Origin of the sequence: Limibacillus sp. (genome assembly GCA_037379885.1) — a bacterium.
Taxonomy (GTDB): Bacteria; Pseudomonadota; Alphaproteobacteria; order Kiloniellales; family CECT-8803; genus JARRJC01.
The window spans coordinates 13265-33383 of sequence record JARRJC010000033.1; the positions used below are offsets into that span (position 1 = coordinate 13265).

Annotated in this window: 18 protein-coding genes and 1 pseudogene; 10 read left to right on the forward strand and 9 right to left on the reverse strand. The window is 65.4% G+C overall.

What is annotated here, in order from left to right; genetic code table 11:
• Positions 1–4: 4 nt before the first annotated feature.
• Both P8X75_10735 and P8X75_10740 read right to left on the reverse strand, forming a co-directional pair.
• On the reverse strand, positions 5–337 hold the full coding sequence (locus P8X75_10735; protein ID MEJ1995669.1) for a DUF2282 domain-containing protein: 333 nt from the start codon (positions 335–337) through the stop codon (positions 5–7).
• A 48-nt stretch (positions 338–385) separates the two neighbouring features.
• Positions 386–925 carry a YHS domain-containing (seleno)protein gene (locus P8X75_10740; GenBank protein MEJ1995670.1) on the reverse strand — a complete coding sequence of 180 codons (540 nt, stop codon included), beginning with the start codon at positions 923–925 and terminating at the stop codon, positions 386–388.
• Positions 926–1197: 272 nt separating this feature from the next.
• Here P8X75_10740 and P8X75_10745 point away from each other — a divergent pair, with 272 nt between their 5' ends.
• Positions 1198–1908 carry an exopolysaccharide biosynthesis protein gene (locus P8X75_10745; GenBank protein MEJ1995671.1) on the forward strand — a complete coding sequence of 237 codons (711 nt, stop codon included), beginning with the start codon at positions 1198–1200 and terminating at the stop codon, positions 1906–1908.
• Between the two features lie 26 nt (positions 1909–1934).
• On the opposite strand, the gene P8X75_10750 is transcribed toward P8X75_10745, so the two are convergent.
• Both P8X75_10750 and P8X75_10755 read right to left on the reverse strand, forming a co-directional pair.
• Positions 1935–2663: a hypothetical protein gene (locus P8X75_10750; protein ID MEJ1995672.1), complete on the reverse strand. Its 729-nt coding sequence runs from the start codon at positions 2661–2663 to the stop codon at positions 1935–1937.
• A 119-nt stretch (positions 2664–2782) separates the two neighbouring features.
• Complete coding sequence (locus tag P8X75_10755; GenBank protein ID MEJ1995673.1) at positions 2783–3799, reverse strand: methionine synthase; 1017 nt, start codon at positions 3797–3799, stop codon at positions 2783–2785.
• Positions 3800–3930: 131 nt separating this feature from the next.
• Between P8X75_10755 and P8X75_10760 the strand changes: the two genes are divergently transcribed.
• From P8X75_10760 to P8X75_10775, 4 genes are all read left to right on the forward strand, one after another.
• The gene (locus P8X75_10760) at positions 3931–4632 is read left to right on the forward strand and encodes a hypothetical protein (GenBank protein ID MEJ1995674.1); all 702 of its coding nucleotides are present in this window, start codon (positions 3931–3933) and stop codon (positions 4630–4632) included.
• Between the two features lie 306 nt (positions 4633–4938).
• Positions 4939–5352, forward strand: coding sequence for a universal stress protein (locus tag P8X75_10765; protein ID MEJ1995675.1), 414 nt, complete (start codon positions 4939–4941; stop codon positions 5350–5352).
• A 45-nt stretch (positions 5353–5397) separates the two neighbouring features.
• Positions 5398–7011, forward strand: coding sequence for a BCCT family transporter (locus P8X75_10770; protein ID MEJ1995676.1), 1614 nt, complete (start codon positions 5398–5400; stop codon positions 7009–7011).
• Positions 7012–7193: 182 nt separating this feature from the next.
• Positions 7194–7319 (forward strand): hypothetical protein, encoded by a 126-nt coding sequence (locus tag P8X75_10775; GenBank protein ID MEJ1995677.1) that lies wholly within the window; start codon positions 7194–7196, stop codon positions 7317–7319.
• Positions 7320–7403: 84 nt separating this feature from the next.
• Here the strand turns inward: P8X75_10775 and P8X75_10780 are convergent, their stop codons facing one another.
• Complete coding sequence (locus tag P8X75_10780) at positions 7404–8315, reverse strand: branched-chain amino acid aminotransferase (protein MEJ1995678.1); 912 nt, start codon at positions 8313–8315, stop codon at positions 7404–7406.
• 195 nt (positions 8316–8510) lie between these two features.
• Here P8X75_10780 and P8X75_10785 point away from each other — a divergent pair, with 195 nt between their 5' ends.
• The 4 genes from P8X75_10785 to P8X75_10800 are packed head-to-tail and all read left to right on the forward strand — an operon-like array spanning position 8511 to position 12143.
• Positions 8511–8987, forward strand: coding sequence for a MarR family transcriptional regulator (locus P8X75_10785; GenBank protein MEJ1995679.1), 477 nt, complete (start codon positions 8511–8513; stop codon positions 8985–8987).
• Positions 8988–8995: 8 nt separating this feature from the next.
• The gene (locus P8X75_10790; protein MEJ1995680.1) at positions 8996–9685 is read left to right on the forward strand and encodes a response regulator; all 690 of its coding nucleotides are present in this window, start codon (positions 8996–8998) and stop codon (positions 9683–9685) included.
• Between the two features lie 49 nt (positions 9686–9734).
• On the forward strand, positions 9735–11213 hold the full coding sequence (locus tag P8X75_10795) for an ATP-binding protein (protein ID MEJ1995681.1): 1479 nt from the start codon (positions 9735–9737) through the stop codon (positions 11211–11213).
• Positions 11214–11243: 30 nt separating this feature from the next.
• Positions 11244–12143 (forward strand): PhzF family phenazine biosynthesis protein, encoded by a 900-nt coding sequence (locus P8X75_10800; GenBank protein MEJ1995682.1) that lies wholly within the window; start codon positions 11244–11246, stop codon positions 12141–12143.
• Here the strand turns inward: P8X75_10800 and P8X75_10805 are convergent.
• The 4 genes and pseudogenes from P8X75_10805 to P8X75_10820 all read right to left on the reverse strand — a co-directional run bounded on the left by P8X75_10805 (position 12140) and on the right by P8X75_10820 (position 18745).
• On the reverse strand, positions 12140–13441 hold the full coding sequence (locus P8X75_10805; protein ID MEJ1995683.1) for a hypothetical protein: 1302 nt from the start codon (positions 13439–13441) through the stop codon (positions 12140–12142). The two genes, P8X75_10800 and P8X75_10805, sit on opposite strands and share 4 nt — an antisense overlap.
• Positions 13442–13564: 123 nt before the next feature.
• Positions 13565–15694 (reverse strand): annotated as a pseudogene (gene uvrB, locus P8X75_10810) (excinuclease ABC subunit UvrB).
• Between the two features lie 118 nt (positions 15695–15812).
• Positions 15813–16442 carry a class GN sortase gene (locus P8X75_10815; protein ID MEJ1995684.1) on the reverse strand — a complete coding sequence of 210 codons (630 nt, stop codon included), beginning with the start codon at positions 16440–16442 and terminating at the stop codon, positions 15813–15815.
• Between the two features lie 2 nt (positions 16443–16444).
• On the reverse strand, positions 16445–18745 hold the full coding sequence (locus P8X75_10820; protein ID MEJ1995685.1) for a marine proteobacterial sortase target protein: 2301 nt from the start codon (positions 18743–18745) through the stop codon (positions 16445–16447).
• A 226-nt stretch (positions 18746–18971) separates the two neighbouring features.
• Here P8X75_10820 and P8X75_10825 point away from each other — a divergent pair.
• A partial coding sequence (locus P8X75_10825) for a pyridoxal phosphate-dependent aminotransferase (GenBank protein ID MEJ1995686.1) occupies positions 18972–20119 on the forward strand: 1148 nt, incomplete at its 3' end.

Genomic DNA, 20119 nt, shown 5'->3' on the forward strand with positions numbered 1-20119 from the left:
GCGTTCAGCCTTGCGGCAGATCGCGGTCGAGGGCTTCCAGGGAACCCACGCGGTCGCCCGGCAGCTCGTACTTGGCCTCGGACTCCTCGACGCCGTACTTGGCGCACTCGCCGGCGGGAACCAGCGTCCAGGCGTTGCCCTGGTAATCGACCTTGGAGGTGCCGGCGCAGGTGGTGCCGGGTCCGGCGGCGCAGTCGTTCTGCCCCGCCAGGGAGATGCCGAAGCACTTCTCCTTGGCCTGGGCCGAGGCGGTCTTGGCGCCCGCCGTGGCTGAAACGGCCAGGGCGACGGCGCCCGCGATCATGGCGGCGTTTATCTTCTTGCTGCGGTGTTCCATAGGTTCAGGTCCTTCCTTTGGAGTGGTTGAGGGTCAAGCCGAGCGAGATCAGTTATCGAGCGGTGCGGAGGTGGAATAGGTGCCGTCGTTGTCGGCGATCGCCTTCCAGCTCTTGGACGAGGCCTCCTTGGAGCCGAGCGAGGTCCAGTTCGCCTCCGACTTGGTGAGGTTGCCGGGGATGTCGGACTCCCAGAAGCCCACGACCGTCGGCGTGATGTTCAGGTAGAGCTTGCCGTCGCGGATCCGCCAGAGGTTCGGATTGCCGGGAACCTTGCCGCCTTGGGCGATGCCATAGGCGCAGTGGCCGTCATAGGCCGGCGCATACTTCTCGGGATCGGCCAGGAACTTGTCCCGGTTCGCTTCGCTGGAAAAGGCCCAGGTGGCGCCGTTGTATTCAGCCGTGATGCCGGTCTTGCCGGGAATGGCTTCGGGCTGCTTGGTGCCGACCGGAGACTGTTCCAGATCGAAATAGGCGACGACATCGTAGCCACCGGCGGCATAGCCGGACTGGTCGATGTACTGCTCGCCCGCCGCAGCGCTCCCGATCATCATCAGGGAGAAAGCAGAAGCTAGAATGTACTTACGCATGTTTGGACGCCTTTGCTCCGCGTTAAGAGGGGTGACAGCGTCAAACCGCTGCACGAAAGCCGCGCCACTCCGGCGCGCCCCTCTGATATCGCCGCAGAACGCGGCGGGCTCAAATCACGCCGGCACAAAGAATCGTGACCGGGTCTTCCAGCGCCGGGATTCTTGGCGGCTGAAAGTGGCCAGGACGCGCTTGTTCTGATCGCGCCGGGGGCTTACATAACGGTGGAAGCGATGCTCTCCCTCTCCCCCGGTAAGATGCGAGCAGTTGCGGCATGACCGCCGACGATCAGAAGCCCCCGGAGCGCAAGAAGCGCCGAAAGATGTCCCGCTCCATCCTGTTGGCGGCGCGGCATGGCGGGGGACGGCGCTCAAAGGAAGGCAAGGGGCAAGACGGCAAGAAAGCCGATCAAGCGCGCCCCGACAGAAGCGATGAGACCATCACCCTGGGGGAGATTCTCGAGGATCTGGGCGAGCGTTCCTTCGGCTGGTGCCTTTTCGTCTTCACGCTGATCTCACTGCTGCCGCTGCCCATCGGCTCCAACATGCTGACCGCGCTGCCGGTCATCTGGGTGGCCGGGCAAATGGCGGCGGGCTACCGCCACATCCACCTGCCGCGCATCATGACCGACCGCGCCTTCAAGCGGCGTTCGGTCCGGGCGACGATCCACAGGTTCCGCTTCCTGCTGCGCCCGCTGGAGCGTATCGCCCACCCGCGCAGGCCCGAGTTCTTCACGCCCTCGCGCGAACGCCTGATCGGGATTGCCTTGCTGATCTTCTCGCTCGCGCTCTTCCTGCCGATCCCCTTGAGCGGCTACGGCCCCGCGATCGCGATCTTCATCTCCTCCCTGGGGTTGGTGGAGCGCGATGGGGTGGTGCTCATGATCGGCCTCGCCGTGGGCGTGCTGGCCGTGGTCATCACCATCGTCATGGCGCTTCTGATTCTCTTCGGAGTCCACAGCCTGGGCGCGCCCGCGCCGGTCTAGGCCCAAGGAAGTTCGGGTATGAGCGGTCAGGGGCTCGCTTTGCTGGTCGGGACGATGCTGTTCTCAAGCTGACCATAGACCCGGGGTGTGAAGCCGGAGCGCTCCAGCGGAACCGCGCCGGGTTCGGCCAACTCCAGGATCCAGATCTCGCCCCCTTCCTCGAACAGCACCAGGGCGTGTTCGAAGCCGCGCCGGTCCCGGCCTTGCGTGATGGCGAGGCTCTCCACAGGGTGACCCGAGGCGAGCGCCATGTAATAGGCGACGCTCGCAAGGTCTTCGGCGTCGCCGTATCCGCGCGCCAGGGTCTCATGCGGATCGCTCCAGTCGTTCTTGCCCCGGTCGCGCTCAAAGCGGAGGCCGTCGAGATAGCTCTGGATGGCGTTGCGCTTGTCCTTGGCGGTGAAGCCTTCGAGGCTGGCCCCGAAGGCATGCCAGTCGGCGACCTCTTCGGGCGGCTGGTCGAGGAGAGCGGGCAGGCGCTCCGACACCGGCCGCCAGAGCGGGTAGTACTCCAAACCTTCCTTCAGGTAGCCGGCCAGCTGGCGCTTGGCGAGCAGGGCCTCGGCCACGCCCTTGTTGGCCGCGTATTGGTAGTCCGCACCGCCCAGGAAGCCCAGGAAGTTGCTTTTGACGTAGCCAGCGGCGGTGAAGATCCCATAGCCGCCGATCCCCAGCACGATGACGGCCGCGCCCAGGTGCCTGAAAACACCCCCGCGGGCCATGTCCAGGCCTGCTTCCCGCTCTCGTCGCGCCATGCCGCTTCCTCAAGTCTCCTCGACTGAGGTTAGAAGAACGACAATATTATCGGGGAACAACACTTAACTATACAATTATAGAAAGCAGCTTCTTTGGCGCGGGGCGGGGTTTTCTTTTCTCAGAGAGATTTCCTGACCAGTTCCGCTCCCGCCGCCAGCGCTTGCAGCTTGCCGCGCGCGACGCTGCGGGGCAGGGGCGCAAGACCGCAGTTGGTGCAGGGGTAGATCCGCTCCGGATCGACAAACTCCATGGCCGCGCGGATCGTCTCGGCCACCTCCTCGGGCGTCTCGATCTCCTTGGTCGCCACGTCGATGGCCCCGACCATCAGCTCCTTCTTGTCGAGCAGGCCGAGCAGCGAGAGCGGCACGCGGGAGTTCGCGCATTCGAGGGAGACCTGCTGGATCTTGCTTTCGTTCAGCACGGGAAAGGTGTCCTCGTACTGCCGCCACTCGTTCCCCAGCGTCTTCTTCCAGTCGAGGTTCGCCTGAATGCCGTAGCCGTAGCAGATGTGGACGGCCGTCTTGCATTTCAGGCCCTCGGCGGCCCGCTCCAAGGTCGCGACGCCCCAGTCCTTCACATCCTCCATGAAGACGTTGAAGGCGGGCTCGTCGAACTGAACGATATCGGCGCCCAGGGCCTCCAGCTCACGCGCCTCCTGGTTCAGGAGTTCGGCGAAAGCCATGGCCATCTCCGGGCGGCTGCCGTAGTGGTCGTCGGCGATGGTGTCGCAGATCGTCATGGGCCCCGGCAGGGTCACCTTCAGGCCCTTGGTGGCGTGGGCGCGGGTGAAGCGCACCTCTTCGCTATGGATCGGGTACTTGCGGGAGACCTTGCCGGTCACCGTCGGGACGTCCACGACGTAGCGGTTGTCGCGGATGCCCATCTGCGTCTTCTTCTGCCAGTCGATGCCTTCGATGTGCTCCAGAAAGCCATGCACGAAATGGATCCTAAACTGCTCGCCATCGGTCACGATGTCGATGCCCGCGTCCTCCTGCTCCTTGATCCAGAGCAGGGCGGCGTCCCGCTTGGCTTCGTCCAGTTCCTCGCCGCTGAAGCGCCACTCGGCCCAAAGCTTTTCAGGCTCTGCAAGCCAGAAGGGTTTCGGCAGGCTCCCGGCGATGGTGGTGCGCAGCATGGCGTTGGTCTCCCATGAATTCCGGTGTTGGATGTTTCTTGAATCGGCACGATCTTAGCGGTCCCATCCGGCGGTGGCAAAGCGCCGGCCCAGCGGTCACAATCGCAGGGGACCGGCGATAGAGGAAAGACATGGCGCGCAGACCAGCGAGACGCTTCACGACCGCAAGAGGCTTAGTCCTGACCGCCGCCGCCTGGCTTCTCGCAGCCGGGCTCCTGGCCCCTAGCCAAGTCGACGCAGCGCCGCTTTGCTTTTCTCAGCCGACCCGCAGCCACGCGATCGAGGTCACCCTGACCTTCGAGGAGGCGAAGATCGACCGCAGCCTTTCCAAGGCCGACCTGACCGCACGCATGGGGCAAGGCGCCGGAAGGCAAGTGCACGGTCTGCACAGCCATGGGCTAGGGCTCTCCTACCGCATCCAGCCGGCGGCAATGCCGAAGGGCGAGGGCTACTGCTTCTGGCTGGAAAGCGTGGAGCTGGAGATCACCTACGCCGCGCCAACCATCTTCGTGGCCAGTGAGCACCGGCCGAACGGCTGCAACGATCAAGCCATCCGGCAGCACGAGGCCGAGCATGAGCGCGTGGCGCGCAACACCTTCGATTACTACCGCCCGCGCTTTGCCGACCTGCTGGCGCGCGCCCGGCTGCCACACCCCAGCGCCCCGGTCTGGACCGAAGACCCGCAAGCCAAGACCGAGGAGCTCCTGGCGGAGGTTCAGGCCCTGGTGGAGCCCGAAGTCGAGAAGCTTCGCAGCCTTATGAACGAACGGCAGGCGCGGGTCGACAGCCCCACCAATTATCGCCTTACCTTGCAGCGCTGCCCCAGCTGGTGAGGGGCGCCAAACCCGCGTTGGAGCGACGACTCTGTCGCAATTCGACAAGATTGCACCTGACGTGCGACACTGTTTTCGTCAAAGGCCCATAGGCTTTTGGAGCTGGGTGGTGTGAATTGCCATCCCTTGAGGACCTGTCCTTTCGGTTCAATTCCTGCCGATGGACTAAGGGGGGGAGCCCGGCCAGCACCGGCAAAGGCGCTGGAATAAAACCGATGAACGAGGGGCCCCGCATCGCCCATGAATAGGGTGGGTGCAGGGAAGTAAGAGCCCCGCGGATTTTTGGAACGAACAAGGGGAAGGTAAATGTTCAAGAACATCATGGTCCCGGTGGATTTGACCCACCTGGAGCATCTGGAACGTGCGTTATCTGTGGCAGCGGATCTGGCAAAACATTATGCAGCCGATCTCTACTGCGTGGGCGTAACGACCAGCATGCCGGGCCCGGTCGCCCATAATCCTTCAGAATACGCTGAAAAACTTGCCGCCTTCGCAAAGCAGGAAAGCGAGAAGCAGGGTATTGAGATCAAGGCCCAGGCCTACAGCAGCCACGACCCTGCGGTGGACCTGGACGATACCCTTATGAAGGCGGCCGGCGAACTGGGTATCGACCTCGCGGTCATGGGATCTCACCAGCCCGGCCTTCCAGAGCACATCTTCGCATCGAACGCGGGTTACCTCGCCTCACACGCCGCAATCTCCGTCTTGGTTGTGCGCTGAGACTACCGGTAACGAAAAGCCTGAATAGCTGCAGGAGATACTCTCATGAGTGATCAATCGGATCTGACCCCGGATGGGGCAGCCAATATGATCGACACCGACTACGAGATCGGTCAGGACAACATCACGACAAGTGTCGGGCCTTTCGGCCTCGACATCCACAACCCCGTCTTCTTGATCTCCGGTCTGGTGATCGTCGCCTTCGTCGTTTTGACGCTGGCGTTCCAGAACGATGTGGAACCGTTGTTCAATTCCATGCGCAGTTGGACGACCTCGACCCTGGATTGGTTCTTCATCGGGTCGGCCAACATCTTTGTGCTCCTCTGCCTCTTCCTGATTGTCTCGCCGCTCGGCAAGGTACGGTTGGGCGGTAAGGAAGCAACGCCGGACTACTCTTATCCCGGATGGTTTGCCATGCTATTCGCGGCGGGCATGGGCATCGGCCTCATGTTCTTTGGCGTTTCGGAACCTATTTCACACTTCACCTCCTCCTTCTCCGAGGGGGCGGGCTCGCCAGACAGCTGGGCTCCACTCAGCGGTGCGGCCGGCGATGCCGATGCGGCCCGCCGGCTCGGCATGGCGGCGACGATCTTCCACTGGGGTCTGCACCCTTGGGCGATCTACGCCATCGTGGCGCTGTCTCTCGCGCTCTTCAGCTACAACAAGGGCCTGCCGCTGACCATGCGTTCGGTTCTCTACCCGGTGTTCGGCGAGAAGGTTTGGGGCTGGCCGGGGCACATCATCGACACCCTCGCGGTCTTCGCCACGCTGTTCGGTCTCGCGACCTCGCTAGGCTACGGCGCGGAGCAGGCCAACGCGGGTTTGGAGTTTCTCTTTGGGTTTCCGGTCTCTGACGGCTCCAAGGTGTTCCTGATCGCCGCCATCACCGCGGTGGCCCTTCTCTCCGTGGTGGCGGGAATGGACGCCGGGGTGAAGCGCCTGTCGGAAATCAACATGGTTTTGGCCTTCCTGCTTCTGGGTTTCGTCGTGGCCGTGGGGCCGACCATCGCGATTGTGAGCGGGTTCTTCGAGAACCTGTTGGCTTACGGCGAGTACCTATTGCCGCTCTCCAATCCGGTAGGCCGTTCCGACGCCAACTTCAGTCAGGGCTGGACCTCCTTCTACTGGGCCTGGTGGATTTCCTGGTCACCCTTCGTGGGCATGTTCATCGCCCGTGTCAGCAGGGGCCGCTCTGTGCGTGAGTTCATCATCTGCGTGCTCTTGATCCCCTCGCTCGTCTGTGTGCTCTGGATGACCGCTTTCGGCGGCACTGCCATCACTCAGATCGTCCAGGACGGGTATCAGGGCGTGGCCGACGCCGCGCTTGAGCTGAAGCTCTTCGTGATGCTGGAGCAGCTGCCCCTGGCCATGGTGACCTCGTTCATCGGCATCGTGCTGGTGATCGTGTTCTTCGTCACCTCCTCGGACTCCGGTTCGCTGGTGATCGACACCATTACCGCCGGCGGCAAGGTCGATGCGCCTCTGCCGCAGCGGGTCTTCTGGTGCGTGTTCGAAGGGTTGGTGGCCATCGCCCTGCTGCTGGGCGGGGGTCTCGGCGCCTTGCAAGCCATGGCGGTGACAACGGGCCTGCCCTTCACTATCGTGCTCTTGCTGGGCTGCTACGCCATCATCAAGGGCCTGGCGAGCGAGCCGCGCTGATTTCAGCGACGGCTTGAAGCCGACAAGAAAATGGGCCGGGGCTTCGCGCTCCCGGCCCTTTTTGTTGCAGCGCAGCATCCTGCAAGGCGCGCAGGCGAGCCCTGCAAGGATCGCAATTGTCGCTCCCTAGGCGGCGGCTTACTTAATCGGTCATGGAGCACTCGATAGAGGAGACCGGAAAGATGTCCATGATGAAGCTGTTTCGCGCTTTGACCGTGCGCGTCGCCCGTGAGGCGATCTGCAAGGTCGCGCTCACCACTCCCAGCCAGGTGAACCCCCTGATGCTGAAGGGCCTCAACATCGGCTGACGCCGAGCTTGACGGCACGAAGAAAAAGGGCCCGGCGCTTTGCCGGGCCCTTTTCTTTTCGCGTTGGCGCGATGCCGATGGGCATCAAGCAGCGCTGGCGGAGGTCGAGGCGGTCAAGTCGTTGGGCCGGCGGACCAGTTCGTCGTAGGCCGTCAGCAGGTCCTTGGTGATCTCGCCCGGCGTGAAGCTCATGTCGTCGATTTGCGCCACGGGGGTGACTTCGACGGCGGTGCCGGTCAGGAAGACCTCCTGCGTCTTGGCCAGTTCCTCGGGCATGATGGCCCGCTCGATCACCTCGTAGCCCTTCTCCTTGGCGAGCGCGATCACCGTGCGGCGGGTGATGCCGTCCAGGAAGCAGTCGGGCGTGGGCGTGTGCAGCTTGCCGTCCTGAACCAGGAAGATGTTGGCGCCGGTCGCCTCTGCGATGCGCCCGCGGTAGTCCAGCATCAGGGCGTCGTTGTAGCCCTCGGCCTCCGCCTGGTGCTTGGAGAGGGTGCAGATCATGTAGAGACCGGCGGCCTTCGATTTGGTGGGCGCGGTGTCCGGCGCGGGCCGCTTCCAGCTGGAGGTCTTCATGCGGATGCCCTTGAGGCGGGCTTCCGGCGAGAAGTAGGCGGGCCACTCCCAGGCCGCGATCGCGAGGTGGATCTTGTTGTGCTGGGCGGAGACAGCCATCATCTCGCTGCCGCGCCAGGCGACGGGGCGCACATAGCCCTCGGAGATGCCGTTCTCCTTCAGCAGCGCCTCGGTCGCCTCGTTGATCTGCTCGACCGAGTAGGGAATCTGAAAGCCCAGGACCCGCGCTGATTCGTGCAGTCTCTGGTGGTGCTCGTTCATCTTGAAGACGCGGCCGTTGTAGACGCGCTCGCCCTCGAAAACGCAAGAGGCGTAGTGGAGGCCGTGGGTGAGGACGTGGACCTTGGCCTCGCGCCAGGGAACCATTTGCCCGTTCTGCCAGATCACGCCGTCGCGGTCGTCGAAAGGTAGCATCGCCATGGCTTGTCGCCTCTTTCCTTCATGGGGTCCCTCGGCTAGCGTTCTAACCAGGCGGGGGACGCTGTCGTTTCCTCGCTGCAGCCTAAAGGCCCAAAAGGGCAAATGGCTACGATACTGTCGCTACCGAGGGCAAGTTTGTTACTTTCTTTCGATAGCTTGAGCTTGTAAGTAACATCGCGAAGAAAATATGTCAACATGGCTGACGTAAAAACCGGACCCAATCCACTTTTCCTGCGCGAGCAGGAACTGCGCGAGGCGATCGAGCTTCTGTTTTTCGCCTACCGCGATTTCACCGGCGAGCCGGACCGGGTCCTTGCGCGCTACAACTTCGGGCGGGCGCACCACCGGGTGATCTATTTCGTCGGGCGCAATCCGGGGATCACGGTCAGCGATCTGCTGCGCATCCTGGCGATCACCAAGCAGTCCCTCTCCCGCGTGCTCAGCCAACTGGTGGACGAGGGCTTCGTGGTGCAGCGCCAGGACAGCGAGGACCGCCGCCGCCGCCTCCTGACGCTGACAGAGAAGGGCCGCTCCCTGGAGCGCGACCTGACGGAGCGGCAGATGGCGCGCATCGCCCGCGCCTATCGGGAGGCGGGCCCGGAGGCGGTGGCCGGCTTCAAGCGTGTTCTGCTCGGGATCATCGACGAGCAGAACCGGCGCTTTCTCGACTGAGCGCCGCGATGCAGGAGGAACAACCGCACATACTGGTGGTCGACGACGACACCCGCCTGCGCGACCTCCTGAAGAAGTACCTGAGCGAGCAGGGCTTCCGCGTCACCACGGCGGCCAACGCGGAGGAGGCGCGCGCCAAGCTGCGCTCGCTCGCCTTCGACCTTCTGGTCCTGGACATCATGATGCCCGGCGAGGACGGTCTCGCCCTCACCAGCAGCCTGCGCGAGGTCAGCGAGGTGCCGATCCTGCTCTTGACCGCCCGCGACGACGTGGCGGACCGCATCGAGGGGCTGGAGCACGGCGCCGACGACTATCTCTCCAAGCCCTTCGAGCCGCGCGAGCTGGTCCTGCGCATCAAGGCGGTCCTGCGGCGTCTGGCCGCCGTGGCTGAAACCCAGCCGCCGGGAGAAGTGACCTTCGGCGAGTTCAGCTTCGATCTCGCGCGTTCAGAGTTGCGCCGCGGAGAAAAGCACGTCTACCTGACCTCGGCGGAGGCGACCCTTCTGAAGGCCTTGGCCGAACAGGCCGGCGTGGCGGTCAGCCGGGACCGGCTGGGCGAGAAGACGGGCGCCAGCGCCAGCGTTCGCACCGTCGACGTTCAGATCACGCGGCTGCGCAAGAAGATCGAGGAGAATCCCAAATATCCGCGCTACCTACAGACGGCGCGGGGCATAGGCTATATCCTGATGCCGGATTGAAGGGTGGCCTCCCGATAAGTGAGAGGTCCCTCCAGCAGAGCGGAGCGGCATGACCAGCGTGAGCGACCAGACCCGGGCCAAGCAGGCCGACGAGGACGCCGCCGGGACCCAAGCGGAGACGGGCGGCGCCCTTTCGCCGCTGCGCCGCCTCTTGCGGAAGATCGATTGGCGCGACCCCTTCGGCATCGCGCCGGTCCTGAAGCGCTATCTGCCGCGCAGCCTCATGGGGCGCGCCATGCTGATCATGGTCTCGCCCCTGATCCTGGTGCAGATCATCACCGCGGCGATCTTCTACGACCGCCACTACGACCACATCACTGACAATCTGGCGCGCGCGCTCGCCAGCGAGGTGGCCTTGATCACCGAGCAGATGCTGCGCAGCGAAGGGGCCGACGAGCGCGCGGAGACGATGGAGCTGCACGAAAGCTTCTTCAATTTCGATCTTTCCTTCCGCGAGCACGAGACGCTGCCGCCGGACAACGTGCCGCGCAATTCCTACCTGACCGACAAGATGCGCCAGGCGCTGCGCCAGCGCGTCACCTTCAACTTCACCATGAACACCGAAGAGGTCGCGCGCGACGTGGTGGTCTACGTCCAGATGCTGGACGGCGTGCTGCGGGTACAGATCGCGCGGCACAGGCTTTTCAGTTCCTCCTCTGCGATCTTCGTCGGCTGGATGGTGGGCTCCTCCATCGTGCTCTTCGCCGTCGCCATGGTCTTCATGCGCAATCAGGTGCTGCGCAATCAGGTGCGCCCGATCCGCCGCCTTGCCGCTGCCGCCGAGCGCTTCGGCAAGGGCCGCGACACGCCGGGCTTCAAGCCGGAAGGCGCGACCGAGGTTCGCCAGGCCGCCGGCGCCTTCATCCAGATGCGCGAGCGTATCAAGCGGCAGATCCGCCAGCGCACCGAGATGCTGGCCGGGGTCAGCCATGACCTGCGCACGCCGCTCACCCGCATGAAGCTCAGTCTCGCGCTGATGGGCGACGGGCCGGAGGTGGAAGAGTTGAAGTCGGACACCCTGGAGATGGAGCGCATGATCGAGGGCTATCTGGCCTTCGCGCGCGGCGAGGGCGGCGAAAGCGTGCGCGCCACGCCGCTGGGCAAGCTGGTCACGGAGGTGGTCGAACAGGCGCGCCGCGAGGCCGCCGCGAAGGACGGCAAGACCGTCGATCTGCACATCGAGGAGGAGATCACGCTGCCGCTCAGGCGGAACTCCCTGCGCCGCTGCCTGCAGAACGTCATTGGCAACGCGCTGCGCCATGGCGACAACATCATGGTGCGCGTGGCCGAGCAGGAGCGACGCGCCCTGGTCACCATCGACGACGACGGACCGGGCGTGCCCGCCGATCAGCGCGAAGATGTCTTCAAGCCCTTCTTCAGGCTCGACTCCTCGCGCAACCCCGAGACCGGCGGCACGGGCCTCGGCCTTACCATCGCCCGGGACGCCGTGCGCGGCCTGGGCGGCGAACTGCGGCTGGAGGATGCGCCCGGCGGGGGCTTGCGCGTGCGCATCAGCCTGCCGCTCTGAGCTCTCCCAGCAAGAAGGAAACGAACGGCCATGCGGCTTCCCTACATGACGCTCGACGTATTCACCGATCAGCGTTTCGGCGGCAACCCGCTCGCCGTGGTGTTTGACGCCGACGGCCTGACGAGCGAGCAGATGCTGACCATCGCGCGCGAGTTCGGCTATTCGGAGACGACCTTCGTCTGCCGTCCGGACAGCCTGGAGAACGACGCCCAGGTGCGTATCTTCACGCCGACCTACGAGATGCCGTTCGCGGGCCACCCCAACGTCGGAACCGCCGTCGCCCTGGCCTTGCAGGGGCGCTTGAGGGTTGGGTCCGGGGGCGGGCTTAAGGCCCGCTTCGAGGAGGTCGCGGGGCTGGTGCCGCTGACGGTCGAGATCACGGCGGCGGGGGGTGCCGCGCGCCTCACCTCGCCCCAGGACTTCACGGTGCAGGGCGAGCAGGATCCGGCCCTGGTGGCGGAACTCGTCGGCCTGCCGGAGAAGGATGTCCTGACGGAGCGGCATCCGCCCCTGGTCGCGAGTTGCGGCGCGGTCTTCCTGGTCGCCGAGCTGACGTCCCTCCAGGCGCTGGGCGCGTTGAAGCCCAATCTGGACGCGGCGGAGGGGATCGAGGACTTCCCCTTGGGCATCTCGCTCTACTGCCGGGAACCGGACAGCGGCGGCCATGACGTCAGGACACGGATGCTGTCGCGCGGCCTGGCGCAGATCGAGGACCCGGCCACCGGCTCCGCGGCGGTGGTCCTGGCCGGCGTCAACGCCAGTCAGGAGATGGCGAAAGAGGGAAGCTTTCACTATCGCATCGGCCAGGGGATCGAGATGGGGCGACCAAGCCTCTTGCTGGCCGAAGCGGACAAGAAGAACGGCACGGTGGTGGCCACCCATGTCGGCGGCGGCGCCGTCCCGGTGTTCGAGGGCTGGCTGACGCTTTAGCGGACCTTTTCGGGGTCCAGTTCCAGCACCCAGCCTTTCGGCCAGATGCGGATAGGCCGCTCCGGGTCCTGACGCCAGGCCTCGACCTCGTCCGGCCAGGAGGGACCTGCCCAGCGTGCATGAAAGTAGCTCCACTGCGCGCTGTTGATGAAGAGGGCGACCAGAACCAGCGCCGCCAGGTTCTTCACCCTGGACCCTTTGCCCAGGCTGGGCGCCATGAGCAGGACGAGCAGGATCAGATTGCCGTAGAGGAAGTAGCGCCCGCCGGAGATGACATGCAAAAAGACGCTCCAGTCATCCAGGGGGAACCCAATGGACCCCACGAGACTTAGGCCGCTGACCACAAAGATGCTTGCGAACAACAACAGGCCTTGGGGCCGTGGAAGCGACAAGGCGTGCCAGAAGCAGAAGGCCGCGATCGCAAGCGAAGCCGCAAGCGCCGCACCGAGAAGCGCGATGTCGGCCCTTTTAGCTGCATCGAAAACCGCCGCAGCGTGCTCTGCGAGGAAGGGGTATAGGAAGAGCTTCATCTGTCCGGCGAAGACTTGGGCGGGGAGCTGCGCCAGCCCCGTGCGCGGGTGGTCGCCGGAGATGGTGTCGAACATCAAAAAGCCTTGGAGAAGAGCGCCGGCGCAGACGATCAGGGTCAGTCGGATGAAGGTCCGGTCTTTCTCGATCACGGCCATCAGCAGGAAGAAGGGCAACAGGAAGGTCGCAACCGGCCCCGTCAGCACCGCGATCACCAGCACAGGCGCGAGGAACCAAATCGTCCAGCGTTCGCGGGTGTCGATCATCAGCACCAAGCCCGCCGCCACGCCCAGCCAGAACTGGTTGTTCACCAGATTCAGCCAGACCTCCGCACCCATGGTCGGGAACGCGATCAACGCCCCCAGAAGACAGCGCCTCCACCCAAGGATCCCAAGCCTGTTGGGCAGGAAGAGGATCATGAGGGAGGGAAGCAGCAAGGCCGCAAAAGAGAGGTATCCGGTGACCAGCGGCGCGGCCTCCAGAGGCACCCAGGTGGCGGCCTCGGCCCCCAGCCGGTTCAACAGGCTGTAGTAGCCGCCGAAGGGGCCGAAGAAGGTCTCCGCCCAAGGATTATGGACGGCGGCCTGGAAGTAGACCGTGCCGCCCTCGGCCCAGAACCGGCCTTCCAGCAGAATTTCGGGCACCCTGAGAAACACCACGAGGGCGACCGCCAGCAGGACCGCCAGGCGCGGCCCTAGACGATCGAAAACGCCTGGCCGGTCCGGCAGGCCGGGCGGGCGTTCGGTCTCTTCGCTGGTGAGCGAGGCCATTGTCGCGAAAGGTCTCCCGGAGTTGGCGCTTTTATCTTGAGTTGATTTTCCGGAAAACCATACGGCGATTCGTAGCCGTTGCATACGCGGGTGAACGGCAGCCTGCAAGGCGCTCTGGTGGCTTCAGCGGCGCTTGCGGCCCTTTGGCTTGCCCGAGGCGCCGCCTTTGCCTCTCCCTTGGGACTTGGCGCGGGCCTCGGCCTTGGCGACGCGGTCGGCGAAGCTGAAGTTGCCGCGTGATTCCGCGACGCCCAGCTCCTCGTTCTCCAGGCGCTTGATCTCGTCCCGCAGTCGGGCCGCCTCTTCGAACTCCAGGTTCGACGCGGCCTCGCGCATGCGCTTTTCCAGGTCCTCGATATGGACCTTGAGGTTGTGGCCGACGAGGCTGCCCGCCTCCGCGCCGGTCTCGACCGTCAGGTGATCCTTCTCGTAGACCGATTGCAGGATGTTGGAGATTTCCTTGCGGATGGTCTCCGGCGTGATGCCGTGCTCGGCGTTGAAGGCCTTTTGCTTCTCGCGCCGGCGTTCGGTCTCATCAAGGGCCGCCGTCAGGCTGTCCGTCATGACGTCGGCATAGAGGATCACGCGCCCGTCCACGTTGCGCGCCGCCCGGCCGATGGTCTGGATGAGCGAGGTTGTGGAGCGCAGGTAACCCTCCTTGTCCGCGTCCAGGATGGCCACCAGACCACACTCGGGAATGTCCAGCCCCTCGCGCAGCAGGTTGATGCCCACCAGCACGTCGAAGACGCCCAGCCGCAGGTCGCGGATGATCTCGATGCGCTCCAGCGTGTCCACGTCGGAGTGGATGTAGCGCACCTTCAGGCCCGCCTCGTGCATGTACTCGGTCAGGTCCTCGGCCATGCGCTTGGTCAGCGTGGTGACCAGCACCCGGTAGCCCTTGGCGACCGTGTCGCGGCACTCGGCGATCACGTCGTCCACCTGGGTCTCGGTCGGGCGCACCTCGCAGACCGGGTCGATCAGGCCGGTCGGGCGGATCACCTGCTCGGTGAAGACGCCGCCGGTCTGCGCCATCTCCCACTTCCCCGGCGTCGCGGAGACGTAGATCGTCTGGGGGCGCATGGCCTCCCACTCCTCGAACTTTAGCGGGCGGTTGTCGATGCAGGAGGGCAGGCGGAAGCCGTACTCGGCCAGGGTCGACTTGCGCGCGTAGTCGCCCCGATACATGCCGTTCAACTGGCCGATTGTGACGTGACTCTCGTCGACGAAGAGCAGCGCGTCCTCGGGCAGGTACTCAAAGAGGGTCGGCGGCGGTTCGCCCGGCGCCCGGCCGGTCAGGAAGCGGGAGTAGTTCTCGATCCCCGCGCAGGAGCCGGTCGCCTCGATCATCTCAAGATCGAAGCTGGTGCGCTGCTCCAGGCGCTCGGCCTCCAGCAGCCTGCCGGCGCTGCGCAGTTCTTCGAGCCGCTGCTTCAACTCCTCCTTGATCAGCTTGGATGCCTGCTGAAGCGTCGGGCGCGGCGTCACGTAGTGGCTGTTGGCGTAGACCCGGATCTTCTCCAGAAGGTCGCTCTTCTCACCGGTCAGGGGATCGAACTCGTGGATCGCCTCGATCTCGTCGCCGAAGAAGGAAAGCCGCCAGGCGCGGTCCTCGTAGTGGGCCGGGAAGATCTCCAGCGTGTCGCCCCGCACCCGGAAGGAGCCGCGCGCGAAGTTGATGTCGTTGCGCTTGTACTGAAGCTCGACCAGAGCCTTCATGATCTGCTTGGGTTCGATGGTCTGCCCGGCCTTCAGGTCGACCACCATCTTGGAGTAGGTCTCCGGCGAGCCGATGCCATAGATGCAGGAGACCGAGGCCACGATCACCACGTCCTTGCGCTCGAACAGCGCGCGCGTCGCCGAGTGGCGCATGCGGTCGATCTGCTCGTTGATCGAGGATTCCTTCTCGATATAGGTGTCCGAGCGGGGGACGTAGGCCTCCGGCTGGTAGTAGTCGTAGTAGGAAACGAAGTACTCCACCGCGTTTTCCGGGAAGAAGCCCTTCATCTCCGCGTAGAGCTGGGCGGCCAGGGTCTTGTTGGGCGCCAGGATCAGGGTCGGGCGGTTCAGGATCGAGATGGTCTGGGCCATGGTGAAGGTCTTGCCCGACCCGGTGACGCCCAGCAGCACCTGATCGCGCTCGCCTTGGTTCAGGCCCCCGGTCAGCTCCTTGATCGCGGTCGGCTGATCGCCCGCGGGCTCGTAGTTGGAGACCACCTTCAGCGGCTGGGAGTCCGAGCGCTCGATGGTGGCGGGGGTCAAGTCGGTCTGGATGAGGGCGCTTTCCTGCATGGCCCTAAATGTAGGCAGCCGGGGGCCGAAAGGAAACGCCGCTTTAGTCGATCGCCTTAGTCAATCGCCTCAGTCGATCGCCTCAGTCGATTGCCTCTGCCGTGACGAGATAGCGGTAGGGTGTGGCCGGGTCGAGCGCGCCGAAGGGCCAGCAGGTGACAAGCGTGACGGCCCGGCGCGTGGGATCGAAGGTGAAGGCGCCTTCGCGCAGATCCACCACGCGCCCGTCCTTTACCCGATAGTGAAGCGCCCTTCCGTCCGGCCCTTGAAGGATCAGCGGCTGCCCGGCCTCCAGGTCCTCCAGAAAGGCGAAGTGGCTGTCGCGGTGCCCGGCGATGACGCTGTGGCCCTGCCCGCCTCGCTCGGCGCTCCCCGGTTTGGCGCTGCCGGGGATCAATCCGGGTCCGAAAGCAAGCGAGGTGCCGCCGGTGTCGGCCAGAACGTAGCGGGTGACGCCCAGCGCAGGCGCCTCCAGCTTGGCGACCGGATGCGTGTCGGCCCAGGGCCAGGGCGGGCGGGCCTCGCCGCCCTTCACCACATCGCCCCAGGCTTGGGCGATCAAGACCTGAGACAGCCAGGCCTTGGCCGTCAGCCAGCCAGCGCCGCCCAGCTGCCAGACGCCGAGGCCCAGCAACAGGGCGGCGGTGACGCCGAGGAGAACCCGCCGCGGGGAGAGCGGCTGCGCAAGGGCCGGAGGCCGCGGCGGGTTCATCCTCAGGCTTCCCCTGCTACGGCGCTCCGGCGGCGGAGCAACAGGAGCATGACCCCGGAAGCGGCGATCAGGAGAAAGCCTGCGAGGGCTTGCAGCAGCGCCGGGCTGGCGGTCTGCGGCAGGCCCAGGGTCTGCTGGGCGGCTGAGCGCGCGGCGGCGGGAAGCGCGACCGGCTCCATGGCCAGCTTTTCGAAGGCCGCGCGGTCCAGAGAGGGCGCGGCGGCAGGCGTGGCAGGGGCGGCTTTCGCGTCCTGCTCGATCAGCGAGGGGTCGGCGCCGAACACCTTGTTGGGGTCCATGCCCTCGGGCAGCGGACGCTCGATCTCACCGCTCACGAGGCCCTCGTCGTCCGGCCGGGCGATCTCGCTCTCGTCCACCGCGACCAGGGAGGTGAAGGGCGTCACCAGCTGGAAGGCGAGCGCGACCTCCGTCGCGGCGCTGCGAATCGCTTGGTGATCGGCCGGACCCTTGCCGCTGTAGGCGCTGTCCAGGATGTCGGTGACCTTGTCGCGGGCCCAGAGGGTGGCGATGCCCTTGCCGCTGCGCAGGTCCGACAGCGGGACCTCGGCCTGCCAGTCCTCCGCGCCGTAGCGGCCCGAGAGCCGGAAGGTTCCCTCCAGATCCGCAAGGCTCTTGCCCGGCAGCCTCAGCGTGACGCGCAGGGGCTGACCCGAATAGAGATCGGGTAGGACGGCGGGGTAGTGCTCCAGGCCGTCGGCCAGCTCTTGCGGCAGAGAGAGGGCCAGGTCGGTCATCGCCGGGCGCGCCAGACGGTCGAGCAGAGCGGTCATCTGCGTCTCCACCTCCTCGACCTTGCCGATCCAGGTGAAGGAGCCGCGGCCCGCCTCGGCGGCCTTGCGCATGAAGTAGCCGTTGGGCGCTGCGCCGATGCCGACGGTGAAGAGGCGGTTGTCCCCCAGGCGTTCGGCGATCACCCGGAAGAGCTCGGCCTCGTTGCTGACCGCGCCGTCGGTGATGAAGACGATCTGACGCAGGCGTCCGCGCGCCGGGCGGTCGCGCAGCGCCGCCTGCAGGGCCGGGCGCATCTCGGTGCCGCCCTCGGCTTCCAGGGAATCGACCGCGCGGCGGGCGAAGCTCAGGTTCTCGGGCGTGGCGGGCTGAGCAGAGCGCCAGAGCTGGCCGAAATCGCTGGAAAAGCGGATCAGGTTGAAGCGGTCCTGCGGCGCCAGCCGGTCCAGCGCCGCGTGTAGCGCGGCCCGCGCCTGCACGATGGAGGGGCCGGACATGGAGCCGGAGGTGTCCACGATCAGGATCATGTCGCGCGGCAGCTCGCTGCGGCCCGGATTCGGCAGCAGGGGCGGCAGGATGTCGGCGTTCAGGTAGAGGTCGCCGTTCAGTTCCTCCGCGAAGAGCGCGGTCTGCGGCTGGGCCGAGGGTAGCGGGCGCCAGGTCAGCACGAAGTCCTTGTTCGGCGGCACGCTGCCGGCGGCGAGCGTGATGACCCGCCGTCCCTCTCCATCGCTATCGATCAGCGCATCGTGATAGAGGCTCTCGACATTGGCCAGCGGCAGGCCGGCGTTGAGGCGCACCAGGAGGCTGAGGCTGTTGCCCGCAGGGCTGTCGTCCCGGCTGACCGGCCCGAAGAGGTCGCCCTCGCGCGGCTGAACGGGAACGGCCACCAGACCTGGGCTGCCGGAGCCGCCGGGCGTGTAGCGCGGGGCCACGACCATCGGGAAGCGGTAGCTGTAGGTCCCGTCGGAATAGTCGGCGCGGTCCTGATAGCCGATCTCCACGGCGATCTTCTCGCCCGGTGCGATGTTGGCGACGGCGGTGGCGAAGACGTTGGCGCGCTCGGCGGAGAGCAGGCTTGCCTTGCGGCCCTCGGCGGCGGCCTGTTCATAGACCCGCTGGGCCTCCTCCTTGGGCAGGATCTTGCCTTCGATGCGGCGTTCGCCGACCAGGAGCGTCAGACGGTCCACCGCCGAGCCTTCGGGCAGCGGAAAGACGTAGACGCCCTCCAGCCATTGATCGCTGGGGTTCTCGAAGGTCTGGCGCACCTTCACGCGGGCGATCGGCCCTTCCAGGTCGATCACCACGTCGCTGTTCAGCAGCGGGGCCGCATAGCCCTGCGAGGGGTCATCGCCGTGGAAGAAGAGGCCCGAGGGCGGCGCGGTCTCGCTGGCCCTGGCCGCGAGACCGCCCGGGTCCAGCAGCAGGACGACCAGCAGCAAGAGCAAAAGCCCGAAAAGGGTCAAGAAGCGCGTGATGAGGCTGTAGCGCTCGAAGAGGCCCCGCCGGGCGAGCAGCCCGAAGGCGGGTGTCGTGACTGTAAGGTTGTGCATCGTCTTCAGCTCCCCTGCCGGTTGATGCGATAAGCCTTGGCGGCAGGGTCGAGAAAAGCCCGGCAATCCGGCCTTTGGCTGCCGGAAGCGTGGCGATAGCGGGACTCTTTGGGGCAAACTTGGGGCAGCGGCGGCGAAAGGCGGTTGCTAGGCCCTGGGGGCTTGGTTAGCTTTCAACGACAGGCAGCGCCACTGCCAAGCCTTTTCAGCATTAAGGACCAGAATCATGTCGATCCTCGCGTCGCGCCTTGAGCGCATCAAACCCTCGCCGACCATCGCCGTCACCACGAAGGCCGCCGAGTTGAAGGCCGAGGGCCGCGACGTGATCGGCCTGGGGGCGGGCGAGCCCGACTTCGATACGCCCGACAACGTGAAGGACGCCGCGATCGCCGCCATCAAGGCCGGCAAGACCAAGTACACCGCCGTGGACGGCATTCCCGAACTGAAGGACGCCATCGCGGCCAAGTTCAAGCGCGAGAACAACCTGGACTACAGCCGCGCCCAGATCACCGTGGGCACCGGCGGCAAGCAGGTGCTCTACAACGCCCTGATGGCGACGCTGGACGAGGGCGACGAGGTGCTGATCCCGGCGCCCTTCTGGGTTTCCTATCCCGACATGGTGCTGCTGGCGGGCGGTGAGCCGGTCGCGGTGCCCTGCTCGGAAAAGCATGGCTTCAAGCTGCAGCCCAAGGACCTGGAGGCGGCGATCACGCCCAAGACCAAGTGGCTGATCATGAACTCGCCCTCCAACCCGACGGGCGCCGCCTACACCCGCGACGAGATGAAGGCGCTGACCGACGTCTTGAAGAAGCACGAGCACGTCTGGGTCATGACCGACGACATGTACGAGCATCTGGTCTACGACAACTTCGTGTTCTGCACCCCGGCGGAAGTGGAGCCCGCGCTCTATGACCGCACGCTGACCGTCAACGGCGTCTCCAAGGCCTACGCCATGACCGGCTGGCGCATCGGCTACGCGGGCGGCCCGCAGCCCCTGATCAAGGCCATGGCGAAGATCCAGTCGCAGTCCACCTCCAACCCCTCCTCGATCAGTCAGGCGGCGGCGGTTGAGGCGCTGAACGGTCCGCAGGACTTCATCCCGGAGAACAACAAGCTCTTCAAGAGCCGCCGCGACATGGTCGTGAAGATGCTGAACGACTGCCCCGGCCTCACCTGCTTGAAGCCCGAGGGCGCCTTTTACGTCTATCCCTCCTGCGCGGGGGTGATCGGCAAGAAGACCCCGGAGGGCAAGACCCTTTCCTCCGACGGCGACTTCGTGACCTATCTGCTGGAGTCCGTGGGCGTCGCCGCCGTGCAGGGCGAAGCCTTCGGCCTTTCGCCCTATTTCCGGATCTCCTACGCAACCTCGACCGA

Coding starts and splice junctions, on each gene's coding strand:
- P8X75_10735 (MEJ1995669.1), bottom strand. CDS start 337: ATGGAACACCGCAGCAAGAAGATAAACGCCGCCATGATCGCGGGCGCC.
- P8X75_10740 (MEJ1995670.1), bottom strand. CDS start 925: ATGCGTAAGTACATTCTAGCTTCTGCTTTCTCCCTGATGATGATCGGG.
- P8X75_10745 (MEJ1995671.1), top strand. CDS start 1,198: ATGACCGCCGACGATCAGAAGCCCCCGGAGCGCAAGAAGCGCCGAAAG.
- P8X75_10750 (MEJ1995672.1), bottom strand. CDS start 2,663: ATGGCGCGACGAGAGCGGGAAGCAGGCCTGGACATGGCCCGCGGGGGT.
- P8X75_10755 (MEJ1995673.1), bottom strand. CDS start 3,799: ATGCTGCGCACCACCATCGCCGGGAGCCTGCCGAAACCCTTCTGGCTT.
- P8X75_10760 (MEJ1995674.1), top strand. CDS start 3,931: ATGGCGCGCAGACCAGCGAGACGCTTCACGACCGCAAGAGGCTTAGTC.
- P8X75_10765 (MEJ1995675.1), top strand. CDS start 4,939: ATGTTCAAGAACATCATGGTCCCGGTGGATTTGACCCACCTGGAGCAT.
- P8X75_10770 (MEJ1995676.1), top strand. CDS start 5,398: ATGAGTGATCAATCGGATCTGACCCCGGATGGGGCAGCCAATATGATC.
- P8X75_10775 (MEJ1995677.1), top strand. CDS start 7,194: ATGTCCATGATGAAGCTGTTTCGCGCTTTGACCGTGCGCGTCGCCCGT.
- P8X75_10780 (MEJ1995678.1), bottom strand. CDS start 8,315: ATGGCGATGCTACCTTTCGACGACCGCGACGGCGTGATCTGGCAGAAC.
- P8X75_10785 (MEJ1995679.1), top strand. CDS start 8,511: ATGGCTGACGTAAAAACCGGACCCAATCCACTTTTCCTGCGCGAGCAG.
- P8X75_10790 (MEJ1995680.1), top strand. CDS start 8,996: ATGCAGGAGGAACAACCGCACATACTGGTGGTCGACGACGACACCCGC.
- P8X75_10795 (MEJ1995681.1), top strand. CDS start 9,735: ATGACCAGCGTGAGCGACCAGACCCGGGCCAAGCAGGCCGACGAGGAC.
- P8X75_10800 (MEJ1995682.1), top strand. CDS start 11,244: ATGCGGCTTCCCTACATGACGCTCGACGTATTCACCGATCAGCGTTTC.
- P8X75_10805 (MEJ1995683.1), bottom strand. CDS start 13,441: ATGGCCTCGCTCACCAGCGAAGAGACCGAACGCCCGCCCGGCCTGCCG.
- P8X75_10815 (MEJ1995684.1), bottom strand. CDS start 16,442: ATGAACCCGCCGCGGCCTCCGGCCCTTGCGCAGCCGCTCTCCCCGCGG.
- P8X75_10820 (MEJ1995685.1), bottom strand. CDS start 18,745: ATGCACAACCTTACAGTCACGACACCCGCCTTCGGGCTGCTCGCCCGG.